Annotated in this window: 15 protein-coding genes and 1 pseudogene; 5 read left to right on the top strand and 11 right to left on the bottom strand. The window is 73.6% G+C overall.

Annotated features, from left to right (window positions below):
- Positions 1-22: 22 nt before the first annotated feature.
- Complete coding sequence (locus ACZ6Y1_RS24680; protein ID WP_469634055.1) at positions 23-910, bottom strand: YihY/virulence factor BrkB family protein; 888 nt, start codon at positions 908-910, stop codon at positions 23-25.
- Between the two features lie 93 nt (positions 911-1,003).
- Between ACZ6Y1_RS24680 and ACZ6Y1_RS24675 the strand changes: the two genes are divergently transcribed.
- Positions 1,004-1,564, top strand: a complete 561-nt coding sequence (locus ACZ6Y1_RS24675) for a VanZ family protein (RefSeq protein WP_469633680.1) — start codon at positions 1,004-1,006, stop codon at positions 1,562-1,564.
- Positions 1,565-1,976: 412 nt separating this feature from the next.
- Positions 1,977-2,597: a 2OG-Fe dioxygenase family protein gene (locus tag ACZ6Y1_RS24670; RefSeq protein WP_469633677.1), complete on the top strand. Its 621-nt coding sequence runs from the start codon at positions 1,977-1,979 to the stop codon at positions 2,595-2,597.
- A 2-nt stretch (positions 2,598-2,599) separates the two neighbouring features.
- Here ACZ6Y1_RS24670 and ACZ6Y1_RS24665 read toward each other — a convergent pair whose 3' ends face one another.
- The 3 genes from ACZ6Y1_RS24665 to ACZ6Y1_RS24655 form a co-directional block, all read right to left on the bottom strand.
- Positions 2,600-3,745: a carboxylate-amine ligase gene (locus tag ACZ6Y1_RS24665; RefSeq protein WP_469633674.1), complete on the bottom strand. Its 1,146-nt coding sequence runs from the start codon at positions 3,743-3,745 to the stop codon at positions 2,600-2,602.
- Between the two features lie 143 nt (positions 3,746-3,888).
- Positions 3,889-4,617, bottom strand: coding sequence for an SDR family NAD(P)-dependent oxidoreductase (locus tag ACZ6Y1_RS24660; RefSeq protein WP_469633670.1), 729 nt, complete (start codon positions 4,615-4,617; stop codon positions 3,889-3,891).
- A 216-nt stretch (positions 4,618-4,833) separates the two neighbouring features.
- Positions 4,834-5,283 carry an SRPBCC family protein gene (locus tag ACZ6Y1_RS24655; RefSeq protein ID WP_469633667.1) on the bottom strand — a complete coding sequence of 150 codons (450 nt, stop codon included), beginning with the start codon at positions 5,281-5,283 and terminating at the stop codon, positions 4,834-4,836.
- Between the two features lie 421 nt (positions 5,284-5,704).
- Here ACZ6Y1_RS24655 and ACZ6Y1_RS24650 point away from each other — a divergent pair, with 421 nt between their 5' ends.
- Complete coding sequence (locus ACZ6Y1_RS24650) at positions 5,705-6,103, top strand: STAS domain-containing protein (protein WP_469633665.1); 399 nt, start codon at positions 5,705-5,707, stop codon at positions 6,101-6,103.
- 144 nt (positions 6,104-6,247) lie between these two features.
- On the opposite strand, the gene ACZ6Y1_RS24645 is transcribed toward ACZ6Y1_RS24650, so the two are convergent.
- The gene (locus ACZ6Y1_RS24645) at positions 6,248-6,574 is read right to left on the bottom strand and encodes a plasmid stabilization protein (RefSeq protein WP_469633663.1); all 327 of its coding nucleotides are present in this window, start codon (positions 6,572-6,574) and stop codon (positions 6,248-6,250) included.
- A gap of 474 nt (positions 6,575-7,048) precedes the next feature.
- Here ACZ6Y1_RS24645 and ACZ6Y1_RS24640 point away from each other — a divergent pair, with 474 nt between their 5' ends.
- Both ACZ6Y1_RS24640 and ACZ6Y1_RS24635 read left to right on the top strand, forming a co-directional pair.
- Positions 7,049-9,748 carry a helix-turn-helix transcriptional regulator gene (locus ACZ6Y1_RS24640; RefSeq protein ID WP_469633661.1) on the top strand — a complete coding sequence of 900 codons (2,700 nt, stop codon included), beginning with the start codon at positions 7,049-7,051 and terminating at the stop codon, positions 9,746-9,748.
- A gap of 102 nt (positions 9,749-9,850) precedes the next feature.
- Positions 9,851-10,852: an AraC-like ligand-binding domain-containing protein gene (locus tag ACZ6Y1_RS24635; RefSeq protein WP_469633659.1), complete on the top strand. Its 1,002-nt coding sequence runs from the start codon at positions 9,851-9,853 to the stop codon at positions 10,850-10,852.
- Positions 10,853-10,863: 11 nt separating this feature from the next.
- Here the strand turns inward: ACZ6Y1_RS24635 and ACZ6Y1_RS24630 are convergent.
- The 6 genes and pseudogenes from ACZ6Y1_RS24630 to ACZ6Y1_RS24605 all read right to left on the bottom strand — a co-directional run.
- A pseudogene (locus ACZ6Y1_RS24630) lies at positions 10,864-10,979 on the bottom strand (5,10-methylene tetrahydromethanopterin reductase); the annotation flags it as partial.
- A gap of 49 nt (positions 10,980-11,028) precedes the next feature.
- Positions 11,029-11,772 (bottom strand): GPR1/FUN34/YaaH family transporter, encoded by a 744-nt coding sequence (locus ACZ6Y1_RS24625; protein WP_469633656.1) that lies wholly within the window; start codon positions 11,770-11,772, stop codon positions 11,029-11,031.
- 17 nt (positions 11,773-11,789) lie between these two features.
- The gene (locus ACZ6Y1_RS24620; protein WP_469633653.1) at positions 11,790-13,694 is read right to left on the bottom strand and encodes an amidohydrolase; all 1,905 of its coding nucleotides are present in this window, start codon (positions 13,692-13,694) and stop codon (positions 11,790-11,792) included.
- Positions 13,691-14,644, bottom strand: coding sequence for an alpha/beta hydrolase (locus tag ACZ6Y1_RS24615; protein ID WP_469633650.1), 954 nt, complete (start codon positions 14,642-14,644; stop codon positions 13,691-13,693). The genes ACZ6Y1_RS24620 and ACZ6Y1_RS24615 overlap by 4 nt, the downstream gene beginning before the upstream one ends.
- A 138-nt stretch (positions 14,645-14,782) precedes the next feature.
- Complete coding sequence (locus ACZ6Y1_RS24610) at positions 14,783-15,613, bottom strand: alpha/beta fold hydrolase (RefSeq protein ID WP_469633647.1); 831 nt, start codon at positions 15,611-15,613, stop codon at positions 14,783-14,785.
- A gap of 87 nt (positions 15,614-15,700) precedes the next feature.
- On the bottom strand, positions 15,701-17,119 hold the full coding sequence (locus tag ACZ6Y1_RS24605; RefSeq protein WP_469634052.1) for a dihydrolipoyl dehydrogenase family protein: 1,419 nt from the start codon (positions 17,117-17,119) through the stop codon (positions 15,701-15,703).
- Between the last annotated feature and the right edge of the window lie 3 nt (positions 17,120-17,122).

Raw genomic sequence — 17,122 nt, 5'->3', positions numbered from 1 at the left:
GGGGCGGCCGGGCCGCGGGGCCTCAGGCCCGCGGCCCGGCCGTCGGCCGCCGCGCCCGTTCCGCGTTGAACTGAGCGCCGGTGACCAGCGCGAGATTGGCGAACCAGAGCCAGATCACGAAGACCACGATCCCGGCCAGCGACCCGTACAGCCGGCCGTACGTGTCCAGTTGCGTGTACAGCGTGAAGAGCCCCGAGGCGGCCAGCCACAGGAGCGCCGCCAGCACCCCGCCTGGCAGCCCCCGCCGGGTGCCCCGGCTCTGGGCCGGCCCGGTCCGGAACAGGACCAGCACCAGAAGGGTCACCACCACCAGGAGCACCGGCCAGCGCAGGAACGCGACGGCCTCGCCCGCCCCCAGGGTCCGCGCGGCCCACCGGGCCGGCGGCCCGGACACGACCAGACCCACGGCGCCGACGACGAGCAGCACCAGCAGCAGCGACGCGTGGACGACGAGGGTGTGCGCGGCACGCAGCGGCCGCCGCGTGTCCGGCACCCGGTGCATCGTGTGCAGGGCACGGCGGAACACCGCCAGGTAACTGCACGCCGACCACAGCGCGCTCACCACTCCGCCGAGCAGCAGGGCCCACATCGAGGAATGCCCATCGGGGATGGCGCCCAGCGCCTCGCGGAGCACCTGCGCCGACTGCGGCGGCGCGTAGGCGGTCAGGTCGGCGATGAGCCGGTCCCGCCGCGCCCCGCCCAGCAGCCCCACGACGGAGACGGCGATGACGAGCGCCGGCAGCAACGCCAGCAGCGCGTAGTAGGTGAGGGCGGCCGCGTGGTCGGCCAGGTTGTCCGTCCACACGCGGACGGCCGTGCGCCGCAACTCGGCGCGCGTGCGCGCCGCGAGGGCGCGGGCGGTGGAAGCGGCGGCGGGCGGAGCGTCTTGCCGCGCAGTGGTGCGGGGGATGTCGGTCACCCCGTGCGCGTGCCCTCGCGGGCCCGCGCACATGCGCCCGCGCGGCCCCGCGTACCCGTCCGCCCGCCGGGTAGACGCGCCCGCATGACGTGGAGCCACGCGCGACGGCGCGACGAAGAGCCGCAGGAAGCGGTCCGACAGGACACCGGTACGAAGACCAGCCCGGCCCGCCCCGCCCACCCGGCCGTACGGGCCCTCGCCATGCTGGCCGCCTTCGCCGGAACCGTCCTGTTCAGCGTGGTCCTGGCCCGGCTGACCCTGGAACCCTCCGCCGCCTCGGCGGACCTCGTGCACGCCAATGTCCGGCCCGGCCGCTCGATCGGCGCCTACCTGGAGGGGGCGTCGACGGTCGAGGCGGCCCGCCAGGTGGGCGGCAACCTGCTGCTGGGCGTTCCGTTCGGCGTGCTCCTGCCCGTCCTGCTGCCGCCCGCCCGCGGACTGCTGAGGGTCGCCGCGGTGACCGTGTGCCTGATGACGCTGGTGGAACTGATCCAGGGCGCCCTCGTCACCGGACGCGTCTTCGACATCGACGACGTCATCCTCAACACCACGGGGGCGCTGCTCGGTTACCTCCTGATCGGCCTGCGGCTGGGCCGCGCCGTGCACCCGCGACGCCGGCACTGGTGGCACCGCCGCGCTTCGTGACGCGTGTCTGGTACTGCGCCCCATGACCGGACGCGGACCGCCGCCCGCCTATGGGATGAGGCCGGCGCCGCAAGACGCGGAAGGAACCCTGATCCGGCGAGCCGGGCACCCCTGACCGCAGCCACCCACTCGGAGCACACGCCACCCCGCCATCCACGTGTGCACCGCCCCCGCAGCCCAGAGCGGCGGGCGGTGCGTAATCGCTGCGGATGCCGGATGGCGGACCGCGGGCGAGCATGTGCCCATGGAGCATGAGAGCGCAGGCCCACAGCCCGGCCGGGAGACGGCGAGTGCCGGTGGGGGCGGTCGCACCGCCGGCGCGGTGAGTGCTTCCGTCGAGGAGGCGCGTGCGGCCGTTGCCGCCACAGGCTGGCATCTGATGGAGGCGGCTGTCACCTCCCGGTGCCTGGGCGTGGACCATGCAGACTGGGAGCGGCTGGCAGGGCACTGGGAGGATCTCATCGCGGATCCCTACGCGGCCGAGCAGGGCACGAGCCGACTGCGCCGCTTCGGGCGGTTCCTGCTGTCGCGATCGGGCGAGATCAGCCCTCTCCCCCATGAGACCTTCGTGCAGCCCCAGGCCAGCAATCCGCTGTACGTGGACGTCGAGCGCCGTTTCGCACCCCTTACCCCGTCGTTCGCGGGCGAGCCCGCGCTGGAAGCCCTGATCCGGCTGCTCGGCGCGGTCGCCTCCGGTCTGGACGACACAGGACAGTGGATCGTCCGGGTGCATCCCTTCCGAGTCCTGGCGCAACCAGACAGCCTGGGCCAGCCCACCCCCGAGGGCCGCCACAAGGACGGGGTCACCCTGGTGTCCTCGCTGCTCATCGGCCGCAGCAACGTGACCGGAGGCCGCAGCACCGTGTACGACGCCGACGGCCTGGAGATCGCGTCGGCCACGCTCAGCGAACCCGGGAGCCTGCTACTGAGCGACGACCGGGCAACCTGGCACGCCGTCTCCCCGCTGCAGCCGCACGACGCCGCCCGGCCGGGGCACCGGGACGTCCTGGTGACCACCCTCGCCGCCCGCTGACCTCACTCCCGCCCCCCATCGCGGCCGGCGGTCGCCATGACGAGGTGGTCCACCACCGTGGCGCGGCCGCTGCCGCCCGCGGCCCAGGTCCGCTGCCGGGCCGCGCCGTCGCCGCGCCTTGCCAGGCGACCGAACAACGCGGTGACCTCGCCCAGGTCCCCGGCGTCCTCCAGCGCCTGCCTCGCGAAGGCCGTCAGCTCCTCGGCGAGCTTCGCGACCGGCTTGTACCGGCCGGTCACCGGATCGAAGCAGTCACCGCTCCAACCATCGCGGGCAGCCCTCCAGCACGCCGCCCGCAGCACCTCCCCGGGCCAGGCCGGCCCGCAGTCACCGCGCCGCGCCAGACCGGCGGCGGTGACGACCAGAGCGCGCAACAGGACGGCGACGGCAACGGTGTCATCCAGGTCCTGCAGCACGTCCATCGCCCTGATCTCCAGAGTGGGAAGCCGCGGGTTGGGCCGCAGGTCCCAGAACGGCATGCCCGCGTCCAGCATGGCTTCGGTGCCGGCGATCGTCTCGGCGAGCTGCTCGTGCTCCTGCCAGGACACCGCGTACGGGGGCGGCCCCAGGCAGGGGAAACGGCCGCGGATGACCGACCGGTAGCTGGCGTAGCCGGTATCGCGGCCCCTCTCGAACGGGGAGTTCGCACTCAGCGCGATCAGCAGCGGCAGCCAGGGCCGCAGATGGTTGGCCGTCAACACGGCGATCGGGCGGTCGGGAAGGTGCACGTGAACATGGAGAGCGCTGATCGCGAAGTCGTCCATCATGCTCCGGTACTGAGCCCGGCCCGCCTGGTAGCGCGGGTGGTCGGCCACCGCGACGGGCCCGGCCTCCTGCAGGACGGGCGTACCCGACGCGCACAGCCGGACCCCTTCGGACCGGGCCGCCGCGACCAGTGCGCCGCGTACCCGCTCCAGGTGTCGGCGCAGTTCCGCAGCCGACCGGCAGGGCGGTGTCCGGCCCTCGACCTGGCACAGCGCGAACTCCTCGGTCACCAGATCACCTGCCTCGGTCGCGGCACGCCGGGCCACAGCGGGACCGGCCGCGACGACCAGGCGGGTATCGGGGTCGATGAGGAAGAACTCCTCCTCCACACCGATCGTCACCGCCCCTGCGTCGTCCGCTGGAGGCGGTAGGTACTCGCTCATGAGTCCAGCATCCCCGCAGACGCCCGCTCGCACGACCCGTCGTGCGCCGGGGGTAGGGACAGCCGGCCTCCCGGGTGGACATCCGGCCCGGGAGCGTGCTGCCCGGCCCCCCTGATGTGCTCGGCCTGCAGGTCCGGCGCCGGTCAGGACAGGGCGGTGCCCGTTTCTTCGCGCAGCATGTGCAGGAGGCGGTTCTGGAAGTCCACGTCGTGCACCGAGGCGTGCGGCTGTTGCCGCTGCTGGTGGTACCAGTAGCCACCGCTGGTCAGTGCCTGTGGGTCATCGCTGGAGGCAAGCCACGCCTGCGTGCGATGACCGAGCTCGAGGTCGTCCGGCGCGCCGGGTCCGCCCATCTTCGTGGGCACCCAGCCCGGGTCCACGGCGTTGCTCAGTACTCCGGGCCGCAAGCGGGCCACCGCGGCCGCGAGCGTGGTGACGAACAGCTTGCTGTCGGCGTACGAGCCCGGCACGTCGCCCTGCCAATCCGTGCCTTCCAGGACGGCTCGCCCCTGGTAGTGCGAGCCGCTGCTCAAGTAGACCAGTCGGCGCGGCCCGTCCAGCAGGGCCGTGAGCAGGTACGGGGCGATGACGTTGACCGGCATGACGGCAGGCCCCTGCCACACGCCGGCGTTGTGGATCACTGCGTCGAGCGGTGCCGCGTCCTGCAGCTCGGCAGCGATGCGCCGTACCGCCCCGCGGTCCCCGAAGTCGCCCAGGACGATGCTCGCCCCTCGGTCGGCCAGGTCCTGGATGGCAACCGCGCGCCCGTGATTGCGGGCGTGCACCACGACCTCGTGGCCGGCGGACAGCAGTGCGTCCGCCGCAGCTCGTCCCAGACCGTCCGAAGAGCCCGTCACCAGGATCCGACTCACGATCGCCTTCCTCCTTCATGAGGTCTCAGCTCGTCGTGGCCGACCTTACGGCCCGCCCGCCGGTGAGCGGAGCGATGCGCTGCCGGTACACGCCGCGGCGGTGTGTCGCCGCGCCTGAGGAAGCCCGGTCAGGCAGCGGTTTGCGGCGTGGGCCGTCGCGGGCCGGGGCTGCGCGCTCGGCGCGGCCCCGGCCCGTCATGCGGTTCTGGTGTGGGGTCAGACCTGGCCGCGCCACTGGCCGGTCGGGGCGCCGCGGTCCTCGATGAAGTGCTTGAACCGCCTCAGGTCTCCCTTGACCTGCCGGTCGACGAACCCGAACTTGTCCGCGATGTTCTCAGCCATCCCTTCGGGATCGAAGTCCATCATGAAGGTCACCTCGGTATGGGCGGGGTCGATGGGCCGGAACGTCACCAGCCCGGACTGCTCCGCCTCTCCCCCGACCGTCACCCAGGCGATCTTCGTGTCCGGGACCTGCTCCGTGATCTCCGCGTCGAACTCCCGCTGGACACCGGCGATCTTCGTCACCCAGTGGGTGAGGGTGTCGGTCCGCTGTTCGATGCGCTCGACACCCTCCATGAACTGCGGGAACGACTCGAACTGCGTCCACTGGTCGTAGGCGGCACGGACCGGGACGTCGACCTCGATGGACTCCTTGACCTGCGACATGCCTCTTCCTCCTGGTGTCGGATACATCGGGGGCCGAACGCCGGCCTCTCAGGTGACCAGCCCCGGCCCGGGGACCCTCCATGGGTGCCCTCCCCCGACGCGGCTGCCCCGGGATCCGGCGACGCACTCCCCGAACGAGCTGACTTTCACCACCGGCCGGCTCACCACGCGGCTCTGCGCGCGCCGCAACAGCGGGGGCCGCCGGCATCCTGTCCGCGGTCCTGGAGCACACCAGAAGTCCCGGCTCGCGCATGGTCGGCGTCCACATCGGCATCCACATCCTCAGCCCCCGTCAGCGCCCCGCCCCGTTCCGGCGACCAGCGCCTCAGCGCGCCGCGCACCGGCGCGGCCCCGTGCCGCGCCAGGATGAGAGCCCGTGGGTCCGGAGCCTGCGGGTGACGGGAGCGGAACATTGATCGACGTGGACGTCCAGCACCGCGGAAGCCAGATTCTGATCAGCGCCACAGGACAGCTCGACGACGGTGCGGGAGAACCGCTCCAGCGGGCGCTGGACCACCTGACCACGGACGGCCGGGATCTCCTGGTGGACCTGCACGCCGTGACGGCCATGGATGTCGACGGCCTCCTGCACCTCCTGCACCTGCACCAACGTGCGGAGGGGATGCGCCTACGGGTTCTGGTCACCGGCTGGCAGACCCAGCCCCAGCAGTGCATGGCCACCGTGGCGGGCATCCCCGGCCGCCGAACGGCCACCGGCGAGCGCTACGCGGTCGCCGGTTTCCGTCGGCTCCTCGAGGAGAAGGCTCAGCGTGCCCGTGACCAAGCCGACTTCACCAACGGCTGGCTGGCCCGCGTCTGACGCCGCTCCCCTCAGTGAGGCACCTGGCCGCCCTTGCCCGATACGGCGGGCACGCGGCGGGCGGGCACGCGGCGGGCGGGCACGCGTCGGGCGGGCACGCGGCGGGCGGGCACGCGGCGGGCGGGCATGCCCCGTAAGGGGCAGTCAGCGGCCGAGGGCGTTCTTGAGCTGCTGCTTCGTCATCGTCGAGCGGCCCTCGATGTTGCGCTTCTTCGCCTCCTCGTACAGCTCGTCCTTGGTCCGCTCCGACGAACCGCCACCACCCGACTTCTCGCCGCCCCGCTGCGAAGCGGACTTGCCCTGCGTGGAACTGCGGGCGGCGGTCTTGCTCTCCCCCGCCCGCGCGCGTTCCTTGTTCACCGTCCGGGAGGCCATCTCCTTCGCGCGGCCCTCGGACATGCCGCGCTCCTCACCGGACTCCTTGATGTGCTCGTACTGGCGCTCACGCTTCGCGCTGGAACCTCTGGGCATGACACATCCCTGTCTCGACATTGTCGGGTCACGGCCATGCTGAGGGCCGCCACCACTCCCCGCACCTCCACCCGGGCCAAACGAGCAGCAGTCCGGGAGCCGGACCGGAACGGCTGCGGACGAGGCCAGCGGTCTTCCCCGAGCCGTCTCCGTTTGCCCGTCCTGCGCCAAGGGGACAGCGGATTGCGCCGGTCGCCGACCGAAGTGCGGCTCAAGAGACTCCTGCGGGCGCGGTGGCGCCCTGACGCGGCTCGGGCCGGGTGGGGTCGGTGCAGCGGCCGGAGAGCCCGTCCTCGCGGGCAGGTTCCCGAACCTCCGCGGCGCCGCCCCGCCTGCGGACGCGGGAGGGTGTCAGTTCTCGAATTCGCCGGCGGTGCGGCGGCGACTATGCTCCGGCCAGTGCCCTCCGCCGGTCTTCCGGCCCGTTCGAGCGGGGGCCGCGTTTCCGCACGAACTGGTTTCAGGAGTCCCGCAGTGATCGGACGTCAGGAAGAACGGGCGTTCATCGCCGAGGCACTCTCCCCCCGCGGGTCGTCATCAGTGCTGCTCCTCGGGGAGGCCGGAGTGGGCAAGACCCTGCTCCTGGACACCTGCGTCGAGGAGGCCGTGCGCGCCGGCGCCCAGGTATTGCGGGTGCGGGGCAACGCCGCCGAGTCCGAACTCGCCTTCGCCGGCCTGCACCAGCTGCTGCTGCCGGTGCTGGACGGTGTCGGGGGCCTGCCGCCCCGTCAGCGGGCGGCGCTGCTGGCGGCGTTCGGCCTCGGGGACGATCCGACCCCGCCCGACCTGATGATGATGAGTCTGGCCGTGCTCACCCTGACGTCCCAGGTCGCCTCCACCGCCCGGCTGCTGCTGGCCGTCGATGACGCCCAGTGGCTCGACCGCGGCAGCTGCCAGGTGCTCGGCTTCCTCGCCCGCCGCCTGGACGGCGAATCCATCGGCCTGGTCGTCGCCGCGCGCGGCTGCCGCCCGGACTGGCTCGACCCGGCCGTCTCCGAGCTCGTCGTGCCCCCGCTCCCGCCCGCCGAGGCGGAGGAACTCCTCGCCGCGCAGCCGAACGCCCCCGTCGGCCCGGCCCGCCGCCACCTCCTCGACACCGCCGCCGGCAACCCGCTGGCCCTGGTCGAGCTGGCGCGTTCCCGCGCCCGCGACGGCCGGCTCCCCGCCAACGGCCCCCTGCCCGTCCCCGAACTGCTGGAGCGCACCTTCGCCGCACAGCTCCGTGAACTGCCCGCCGCCACGCGGGCCGCGCTGCTGGTGGCCGCCGCCGCCGAAGGCGCCGTCCTCGCCGACGTCCTCGCCGCCCTGCCGTCCGGCCCCGACATGGGCGTGTGGCTGCCCGCCGAGCGCGCCGGACTGGTGCGCCTGGAGGCGGACCGCATCAGCTTCCGCCACCCACTGATCCGTTCCGCCGTCTACGGAGCCGCACCGTTCGCCGAGCGGCACCGCGCCCACCTGGCACTCGCGGCCGTCCTCGGCGCAGACCCCGACCGGCGGGCCTGGCAGCTGTCCGCCGCCGCGGTCGCCCCCGACCCGGCAGTCTCGGGCGAGCTGGAGAGCACCGCCATGCGGGCGCTCGCCCGCGGCGCCATCGCCGAGACCGTCGCCGGGCTCGAACGCGCGGCCCAGCTCCACCCCGTGGCGACCGAACGGACACGGCTGCTGTCGACCGCGGCCTACGCGGCCGTCGTCGCCGGAGACACCGACCGGGCCGAAACCCTCGCCGCAGATGCCTCCCGCCTGGAGGTCGGCCCGGAGGCCCTGCGCTGGATATCGGCGCTCAGAGGCCTCGTCGCCATGCTGACCCTGCGCATGGAACGCGCCTTCGCCCTGGTGGTGCCGGACGAACTGCCCGGCTCGGCTCAGATCGACGCGGGCGTCTCCACCATCGCCACCGGCATCGCGTACCACTCGGGCCTGCCCGCGCAGCGGGAGCGGATCCGCCCCATGCTCACGGAGCGCGCCGATGACGACGGCATGGCAGCCCATCCGTTCCACCTGTGGGACACCGGATCCACGGACCCCTTCGTCCACGGGCCCGCGATCCGCGCCGTGCTGCCCGCCGTGACGGCTTCCCCGGGCCTGATGCCCACCGAGAGCCACACGCTGGGCGTCCTGTGCATGCTTCTCGACGAGACCGAGACGTCCATCAGTCTCCTGGGCGAACTGGTCAACCCGCAGTGGGAGGGCGCTGCGGACTTCCACGCCGGCACCACCGCCGCGGACTTGGCCTTCGCCCACATCGACGGCGGCCGTTGGGCGGACGCCCGCCTCGGTGTCGAGCGGTTGGCCGACCGGTTCCTCGCGGGCCGGCACACGCTGGGACCCGCCCGTGCGCTGGCCGCCCTGGCCACGGTGTGCGCTCTCACCGGTGAGCCGGAGGCCGCCCTGGGCCACGCGGCGGCCGTCCTCGCGGTCACCGAACCGGCCGGTGCGCTGGCCACCGTGGCCCGAGCGCACCGCGCCGCGGGCCTGGCGGCCACGGCCCTGGGGGACCACAACAGTGCCCACCGCCACCTGCGCGCCCTGTACGACGGGACGGGGGCGTCGCTGCACTACCACCTGTCCTGCTACGGCGTCGCCGACCTCGCGGCCGCGGCCGTGCTCACCGGACGGGCCGAGGACGCCCGAACCGTTCTCGCCCACGTCCGCGCCGAGGTCGGTGACGGTGCCTCGGCCAGGCTGCGCCAGATCCTGCTGCGCGCCACGGCCTTGCTCGCCGACCCGGCCGACTCCGGACCGTACTTCCGGGAGGCCCTGGAGGACCGGGCGGGCGAGCGCTGGCCCTTCGAGCGGGGCCAGGTGTGGCTGGAGTACGGCGAGTGGCTGCGCCGGCAGCGGCAGATCGCGGACGCCCGCGGCGCCCTGACCAAGGCGCGCGAGGTCTTCGAGGGGCTCGGCTGCGAGGCCTGGGCGGCCCGCGCCGAGTCCGAACTGCGCGCGGCGGGCGTCGCCGTCGAGTCGGCCCGGCACAGTGCCCTGCGCTCGCTGACCCCGCAGCGGCAGCGGATCGTCCGCCTCGCGGCCCAGGGGCTGACCAACCGGGAGATCGGCGAGCGGCTGTTCCTCTCCCCGCGCACGGTCGGCACCCACCTCTACCAGGCCTTCCCCGTTCTGGGCGTGTCCGCGCGCAGCCAGTTGCGCGATGTGGTGGAGCGGGAACCGGGCGACTGAGGCGCCCGCGCGTCCACGGCGTACGTCATGTGACGGATGGCCACGGGGGTCGGGGAGCCGAGAGTGGGAGCGGAACGACCCGCACAGCACTCGGAGCCCTTCATGTCCGTCGTCATGTCCACTCTCACGCTGCCGCCCGGTGAACGTGCCGACTACTGGCACGAGCTGGTGTCCGGCACCTTCGTCCCGCTCGATGTCCGGCTGCACGAGCCGGTGCCCCCGGCCGGGACGATCACCAGCAGGTGGCTCGGCCCCCTCCAGATCTCCGAGGTCGAGGCCGGGCCCCAGACGGTGGACCGCAGTGCACGCCGGATCACCGAGGGCGGCGAGGAATACCTGACCGTCACCCTCCAACAGCGGGGAAGCGCGCGGCTCACCCAGGGGGACCGCCAGGCCCTCGTCGGGGTCGGCTCCTTCACCTGCTCGGACGCCGGGAGGCCCTTCAGGCGCGAGCAGCCCGAGGCCTTCCGCTTCACTGCCTTCCGGGTGCCCAAGGCGAGCCTGGGTGTCTCGGAATCCGATCTGCGGGCAGCCACCGGCACCGTGTTCGACGGTGCGTCCGGGACGTCCGGGCTGGTCGCGGCCTTCTTGGGGCGGCTCGCCGAGCAGGCGGCCGGCTTCGGTCCGCGTACCGGCAACCAGCTCGCCCTGTCCGCCTTCGACCTGCTGACCGTCCTGATCCGGGAACGGGGCGGTCGGCTCGATCCGCAGGCTCCGGAGCACGGCGGCGGGATGCTGGCCCGCGTACAGGAGTACGTCCTGCTCCACCTCGGCGATCCCGGCCTGGGCCCGGAGCGGATCGCGGCGGCCCACCACGTGTCGGTGCGGTATCTGCACAGGCTGTTCCACGCCGAGGGCACGACGGTGGGGCGCTGGATCCTGCGCGAACGGCTGGAGCGCTGCCGCCGGGATCTGGCCCGGCCCGCCCGGTCCGCCCCCGTCGTGGCGGCCGTCGCCCAGCGCTGGGGGTTCGTCAGCCCCTCCCACTTCAGCCGTTCCTTCCGTTCCGCCTACGGCATGACGCCCCGCGAATGGCAGGCGGCCGCGCGACTGCACCCGGCCGGGGGCCCCGGACGCGGCGGGGCCGGCCGGACTTCCGCCTGACCGGCCCCGTCGTCCAGCCCCACCTCCTCCGCCTTCAGGGCGATCGTCACCATCGCCCTGATCCGTTCGTGTCCGGGGGGGTCCGGCCCCTGGTCGGGTCGGGGGTCACGTCCCCCACCGTGAAGATTCAGCGGGTGTGGTCCGCCGGGTGGCGGGTGAGGCGGTGGGGCGCGGGCTCACAGGGTGCGGCGTACGCCCGCCTGCCGTTCGATGTTGCGCAGTTGCACGGCGAGGTCGCCCTCCATGGCGTGGTGCGCGGGTCCGCTGCGGCCGATGGGCAGGACTTCCTCGCTGCGCATGTCTTCGAGCATCAGGGCGAACGCCGCGTAGGTGGCGACGAGCGCGACCAGGATTCCCAGCGCTCCCGCCGTCTGCGTCAGCCATTCGGTGCCGGTGATCCCGCCGAGGCCGGTCGCCGCCCAGCGGGGCAGGGAGGCCACGAGGACGAGCCACAGGGCCCGCTTGGGCCGGGTCACGGCGGCCATGAGCGCTCCGAAGCACAGGAACGCCAGGTTGAAGACGCCCAGCACCTTCGGCCCGCCGTGCGCGCCGCCGCCCATGACGAGGGCGTACGCGAGCCAGCTGCCGGCGAAGGTGCCCATCAGGGTGGCCGCGATCACGTCGCGGGCTCCGAAGGCCAGGTAGCTGACGAGGAGTTGCAGGGCGAACGCGGGCAGGACGCACAGCGCCACGGCCTGCCGGTCCGCCGGTCCCAGGAGGCCCAGTTGCAGGCAGCCGGTCATGACGGAGGCGATGGCGACCGTGAAGAAGCCCAGGGGCATCGGCGAGGCGATGGGGCGCAGCGTGATCCGGGTCATCGCCCGCAGGTCGGGTTCGAAGTGGCGCCCTGGCCCGGGGCCGGGTGCCGGTTGCCCCTCGGTGGCGGGGCCGGTGTGCCCGGCGGTGGAGTCGCCGCTCATCTGCTGGTCCTTCCGGTTCAGTGCGCCAGGCACGGGTCGACGGGGTGGGCCGGCCCGGGCAGGGGGCCCGTGCCGGTGCGCGCGGTCCGCCACGCGCGGTGCCGTGCGGACTCGGCGGCGGCCTCGGCCACCGTGTCGGCCTGCCCGGCGCCGTCGCCGTGGGCGTGCCCCGCGTACCCCCCGAAATGGGCGACCGGGCTCCACGCCGGGGAGATCGGAGGCACCGTCTCCTCCAGGCCCGCGTACTCCGCGGTGGCGTGCACGATGCGCCCGCCTACCACTGTGAGCACCGACTCGATGTCGGGGATGGTCTCCTCGGGCACGGTGAAGTAGTCGTGGGAGAGCACGGCGAGGTCTGCGTAGCAGCCTTCGCGCAGCACGCCCTTGACGTCCTCCTCGCCGGTCAGCCTGGCCCCTCCGCGGGTGTACAGGTCGAGTGCCTGCTGCCGGTCGAGGAGGTTCGCGGGCGGGTGGAGCGGCGTTCCGCCGACGGTGCGGCCGGTCACGAGCCAGTGCAGCGCCACCCACGGGTTGTAGGAGGACACGCGGGTGGCGTCCGTACCGGCGGCCACGGTCAGCCCGCGGTCGAGCATGGCGCGTACGGGGGGTGTCCGGGAGGCGGCCTCGGCGCCGTAGCGGTCGAGGAAGACGCTGCCCTGGAAGGACATCCGGTTCTGCACGGACAGGGAGCCGCCGAGGGCGGCGATCCGGTCGAGGCTGCCGTCGCTGACCGTTTCGGCGTGGTCGAAGAGCCAGCGGTTCCCGCCGGGGAAGAGGCCTTCCGCGGCGAGCTTCTCGAACACGGCCAGGTCGCGGCGGATGGTCTCGTCGTAGGTGGCGTGCAGGCGAAATCCCCAGCCGTTCTCCATCAGCAGGCGTACGGCCTGCTCGAACTCGGCCTCGTAGTCCGGTGCGAGGGCGGGCCGCGGTTCGGCGAAGTTCTCGAAGTCGGCCGCCGCCCAGGTGAGGTTCTCGCCCGCGCCGGCCAGGCGCAGCCACTCGTCACCGTCGCCGGGCCGGACCGTCTGCGTCCAGCGGCGCAGGTCGGCGAGTTCCTGGCCGGCGGTCTGGGGGAAGAGGTAGTAGGCGATGCGCAGGGACAGTTCGCCCGAGCGGGCCAGGTCGACGACGGCGGCGTAGTCGTCGGGGAAGTTCTGGAAGCCGCCGGCGGCGTCCAGTGCCGAGGTGAGGCCGAACCGGTTGAGTTCTCGCAGGAAGTGGACGGTCGAGGTGCGCCGGTCGGCCCCGTCCAGCCGCGGGGCCCGCGCGAGCGTGGAGTACAGCACGAGCGCGCCGGGGGCGGCCAGCAGGACTCCGGTGGGCTCTCCGTCGCGGCCCCGTACGATCTGGCCGCCGCGCGGGTCGGGGGTGTCGCGCGTGAACCCCGCGGCGCGGACGGCGGCCCGGTTCATGAGCGCCGACTGGTACAGGTGCAGGACGAAGACGGGGGTGTCGGGCGCGGCGGCGTTCAGTTCGGCGACCGTCGGCATGCGGCGTTCGGCGAACTGCTCGGGGGTCCAGCCGCCGACGACGCGGATCCACTGCCCCTTGGGGGTGCGGCCGGCCTGCTCGCGCAGCATGGCCAGGGCGCGGCGCAGGCTGCGCACGCCGTCCCAGCGCAGTTCCAGTACGTAGTTCAGGCCGCCGCGGATGACGTGGAGGTGCGAGTCGTTCAGTCCGGGGACGAGCCGGCGGCCGAGTGCGTCGACGACGCGGGTGTCGGGGCCGATGAGCCCGGCGAGGTCGTGGTCGTCGCCCAGGGCCAGGATCCGGCCCGCGCGGACGGCGACCGCTCCGGCCGTGGACCGGGTGGGGTCCCCGGTGTACACCTTGGCGTTGCGGACGACGAGGTCTGCGGGGGCGGAGTGCCGGCCCGGGGCGGGGGTGATGCCCTCGACCGGCATGCTGGTGGGGGCGCTCATGCCAGGGCCTCCCGCAGGGTGTCGGTGGCCAGTCGCACGGCCGTGCGGGCGGCACGGGTGTCGCGCAGGGCGTCCAGCATCACGAAGTCGTGGATGGTGCCGAGGGCGCGCAGCGCCGTGACCGGGACACCGGCCTCGCGCAGGCGGGCGGCGTACGCTTCGCCCTCGTCGCGCAGCACGTCGGCCTCGGCGGTGATGACGAGCGCGGGCGGCAGGCCCGTGAGCTGTTCGGCGGTGGCGCGCAGCGGCGAGGCCGTCGGGTGCGCGCGCTCGGCCTCGTCGGTCGTGTACTGGTCCCAGAACCAGCGCATGGCGTCGCGGCGCAGGAAGTAGCCCTCGGCGAAGTCCACGTAGGAGCCGGTGTCGAAGGAGGCATCGGTGACCGGGTAGAACAGCACCTGCGCGAGGAGGCGTACGTCGCCGCGCTCCTTGGCCATCAGGGTGAGGGCGGCGCTCATGTTGCCGCCCACGGAATCCCCGGCGACGGCGATACGGGTGGGGTCGAGGTCCTTCGCCGCGCCCTGTGCGGTAATCCACCGGGCGACCTCGTAGTTCTGCTCGATGGCCACGGGGTAGCGGGCCTCGGGCGAGCGGTCGTACTCGGGGAAGACCACGGCGGCGTGCGCGCCGACGGCGAGTTCGCGCACGAGGCGGTCGTGGGTGCGGGCGTCGCCGAACACCCAGCCCGCGCCGTGGATGTAGAGGATGACGGGCAGCGTGCCGGTGGCGCCGCGCGGCCGGACGATCCGGGTGCGGACCTCGCCCGTCGGGCCGCCGGGCACGGTGATCCACTCCTCGTCCACGGGCGGGAGGGCGACGCCCTCACCGCTCTGTACGCCCTCGACGGCCTTGCGGCCCTCGGCAACGGGGATCTGGTACAGGAAGGGCGGCGTGGCGGTGGCGTCGGCAAAGGCCTGGGCGGCGCCTTCGAGCACCGGGCGGTTCTGCATGGGGAGTCCTTCGTCAGTCGTCGTGGGGTGGGTGGGTGCGGGTGTACGGGTGCGGGTACGGGGGCGGGCCGGGGCCAGGGGTGCCGGTGGCCGCTCCCGCGCGGAAGACGGCCACCGGCAACCCGGGGTGGAGCGGACTCAGCCCAGGAAGGCGAGCAGGGCGGAGTTGACCTCGGCGGCGTGCGTCCAGAGCAGGCCGTGCGGGCCGCCGGGGACGACCTTGAGCTCCGCGCCGTCGATCAGGCGGGACAGCGGGATCGCGGTGGAGTCGATGGGCAGGGTGCGGTCGGCGTCCCCGTGGACGATCAGGGTGGGCACGTCGATGCGGGGCAGGTCCTCGCGGAAGTCGGTCAGCCAGGCCTGGACGCAGTCGAGGGTGCCCTTGGCGGACGCGCTGACCGCGACGTTCCAGCTGGCCTGCACCGCCTGGTCGCTGATCCGCTCGCCGCCGAGGACGTCCACGTTGTAGAAGTCGGCGAGGAAGTCGGTCATGAACGCGAACCGGTCCGCGCGGATGGCGTCCTCGATACCCTTGAAGACCTCGGCGTCGACGCCGGCCGGGTTGTCGTCGGTCTTGAGCAGGAAGGGCGGGACAACGCCGATCATGACGGCCCTGGAGATGCGCTCGGAGCCGTACGTGCCGAGGTAGCGGGTCACCTCGCCGGTGCCCATGGAGAAGCCGACCAGGACGGCGTCGCGCAGGTCGAGGGCGGTGAGGACCTCGTTCAGGTCGGCGGCGAAGGTGTCGTAGTCGTAGCCGTCGGCGGGCTGGTCGGAGCGGCCGAAGCCGCGCCGGTCGTAGGTGATGACCCGGTTCCCCGCGGCGAGCAGCGCGGCGGTCTGCTTCTCCCAGGAGGCGCCGTTGAGCGGCCAGCCGTGGATCAGCACGACGGGACGGCCCGCGCCGTGGTCCTCGTAGTAGAGCTCGACGGGCGCGGAATTGCCATCGGCGACCTTGATGTACGGCATGTCTGTACTCCTCTTGCCTGAAGGTGATTTGAAGGTGAGTGGTGGGTGGTGGTGAGTGGCGTGGGTGGTCCGGGTGGGGGCCTTGCCTCAGAGGCCGTAGGCCTCCAGCAGGCGCAGCCAGATCTCGCTGACCGTCGGGAAGGCGGGTACCGCGTGCCACAGGCGGTCGAGCGGGATCTCGCCCACGATGGCCACGGTGGCCGTGTGGATCAGTTCGGTCGCCATGGGACCGGTCAGGGTGCAGCCGAGGACCACGCCCCGGTCGGCATCGACCACGAGCTTGGCGTGGCCGCGGTAGCCGTCGGCGTGCAGTGCCGCTCCGGCGACGTCGTCGGTGCGGTACTCGACGGTCCGGACGGTGAATCCCGCCCCGCGTGCCGCGCGTTCGGTCAGTCCGACGCTCGCCACCTCGGGCAGGGTGAAGACCGCCTGTGCGGCGGCCGGATGATCGGCGCCAGCGGTCCAGGGCTGCCATGGCCCGCCGTCGGCCGGTCGTCCGGCGGCGCGTTCCACGAGGGCGGCGGCGCAGGCCCTCGCCTGGTACTTGGCCATGTGCGTGACCTGTGCGCGGCCGGAGACGTCGCCGACCGCGTACAGCCAGCCTCCGGCGACCGTGGTCACCCGGCCGGTGTCGTCGACCGGCAGCCCTGCCGTGCCGGACGCCGCGCGGCCCGGGATGACGCTCTCCAGGCCGAGGTCCGCGGTGTTCGGACGGCGGCCCACCGCCACGAGCAGCTCGTCGCACAGGAGGGTGCCGCCGTCGTCGGTCTCGACCGTCACCTCGGCCGTGTGCGCGTCGCGGGTCACCGAGACGGCCGTGACGCCGAAGCGAACGCCGACTCCGAGGCCGGTCAGCCCTCGGGCCACCTCCTCGCCCGCGCAGGGCTCCCAGTCCGGAAGCAGGGCGCGGCCGCGGACGAGGAGGGTGACCTCCGCGCCCAGCGTGCGCCACGCCGTCGCCATCTCGCAGGCCACGACGCCGCCGCCGATGACGACGAGCCGGCCGGGCACCTCGTCGGCCGTGGTGGCCTGCTCGCTGGTCCAGACGCCGGCACGGTCCAACCCGTCGATGTCCGGCAGTACGGCCTCGGATCCCGTGGCCAGTACGACGGCCAGCCGGGCGTGCAGCGTACGGACCGTGCCGTCGGCCGCGGTGACGCGCACCTGGCGCTCCCCGTCGATGCGGCCGCGGCCCCGCACCAGGGCGGCTCCGGCCGTGGTGAGCCAGGCGGCCTGACCGCTGTCGTCCCCGCGCGCCGTGAAGCGGTCGCGGCGGGCCAGTACGTCCGCCGGGTCGGGCGGACCGGTCACCGACTGCCGGGCTCCCTCGACGGTGCGGGCCGACGCGAGGGCCGCGCCGGGCCGCAGGAGGGCTTTGCTGGGTACGCACGCCGTGTAGGAGCAGGCTCCGCCGACGCTCCCGTCCTCGACGACGGCGACGCTCAGGCCGGAGCGGGCGACGCGGTCGGCGAGGACTTCCCCTCCCGGTCCCGCTCCGATCACCACGAC

The sequence above is a fragment of the Streptomyces sp. NPDC053432 genome, assembly GCF_055585365.1.
Note: the sequence above shows the minus strand (reverse complement) of the source record. Positions and strands in the feature narration are given on the sequence as shown.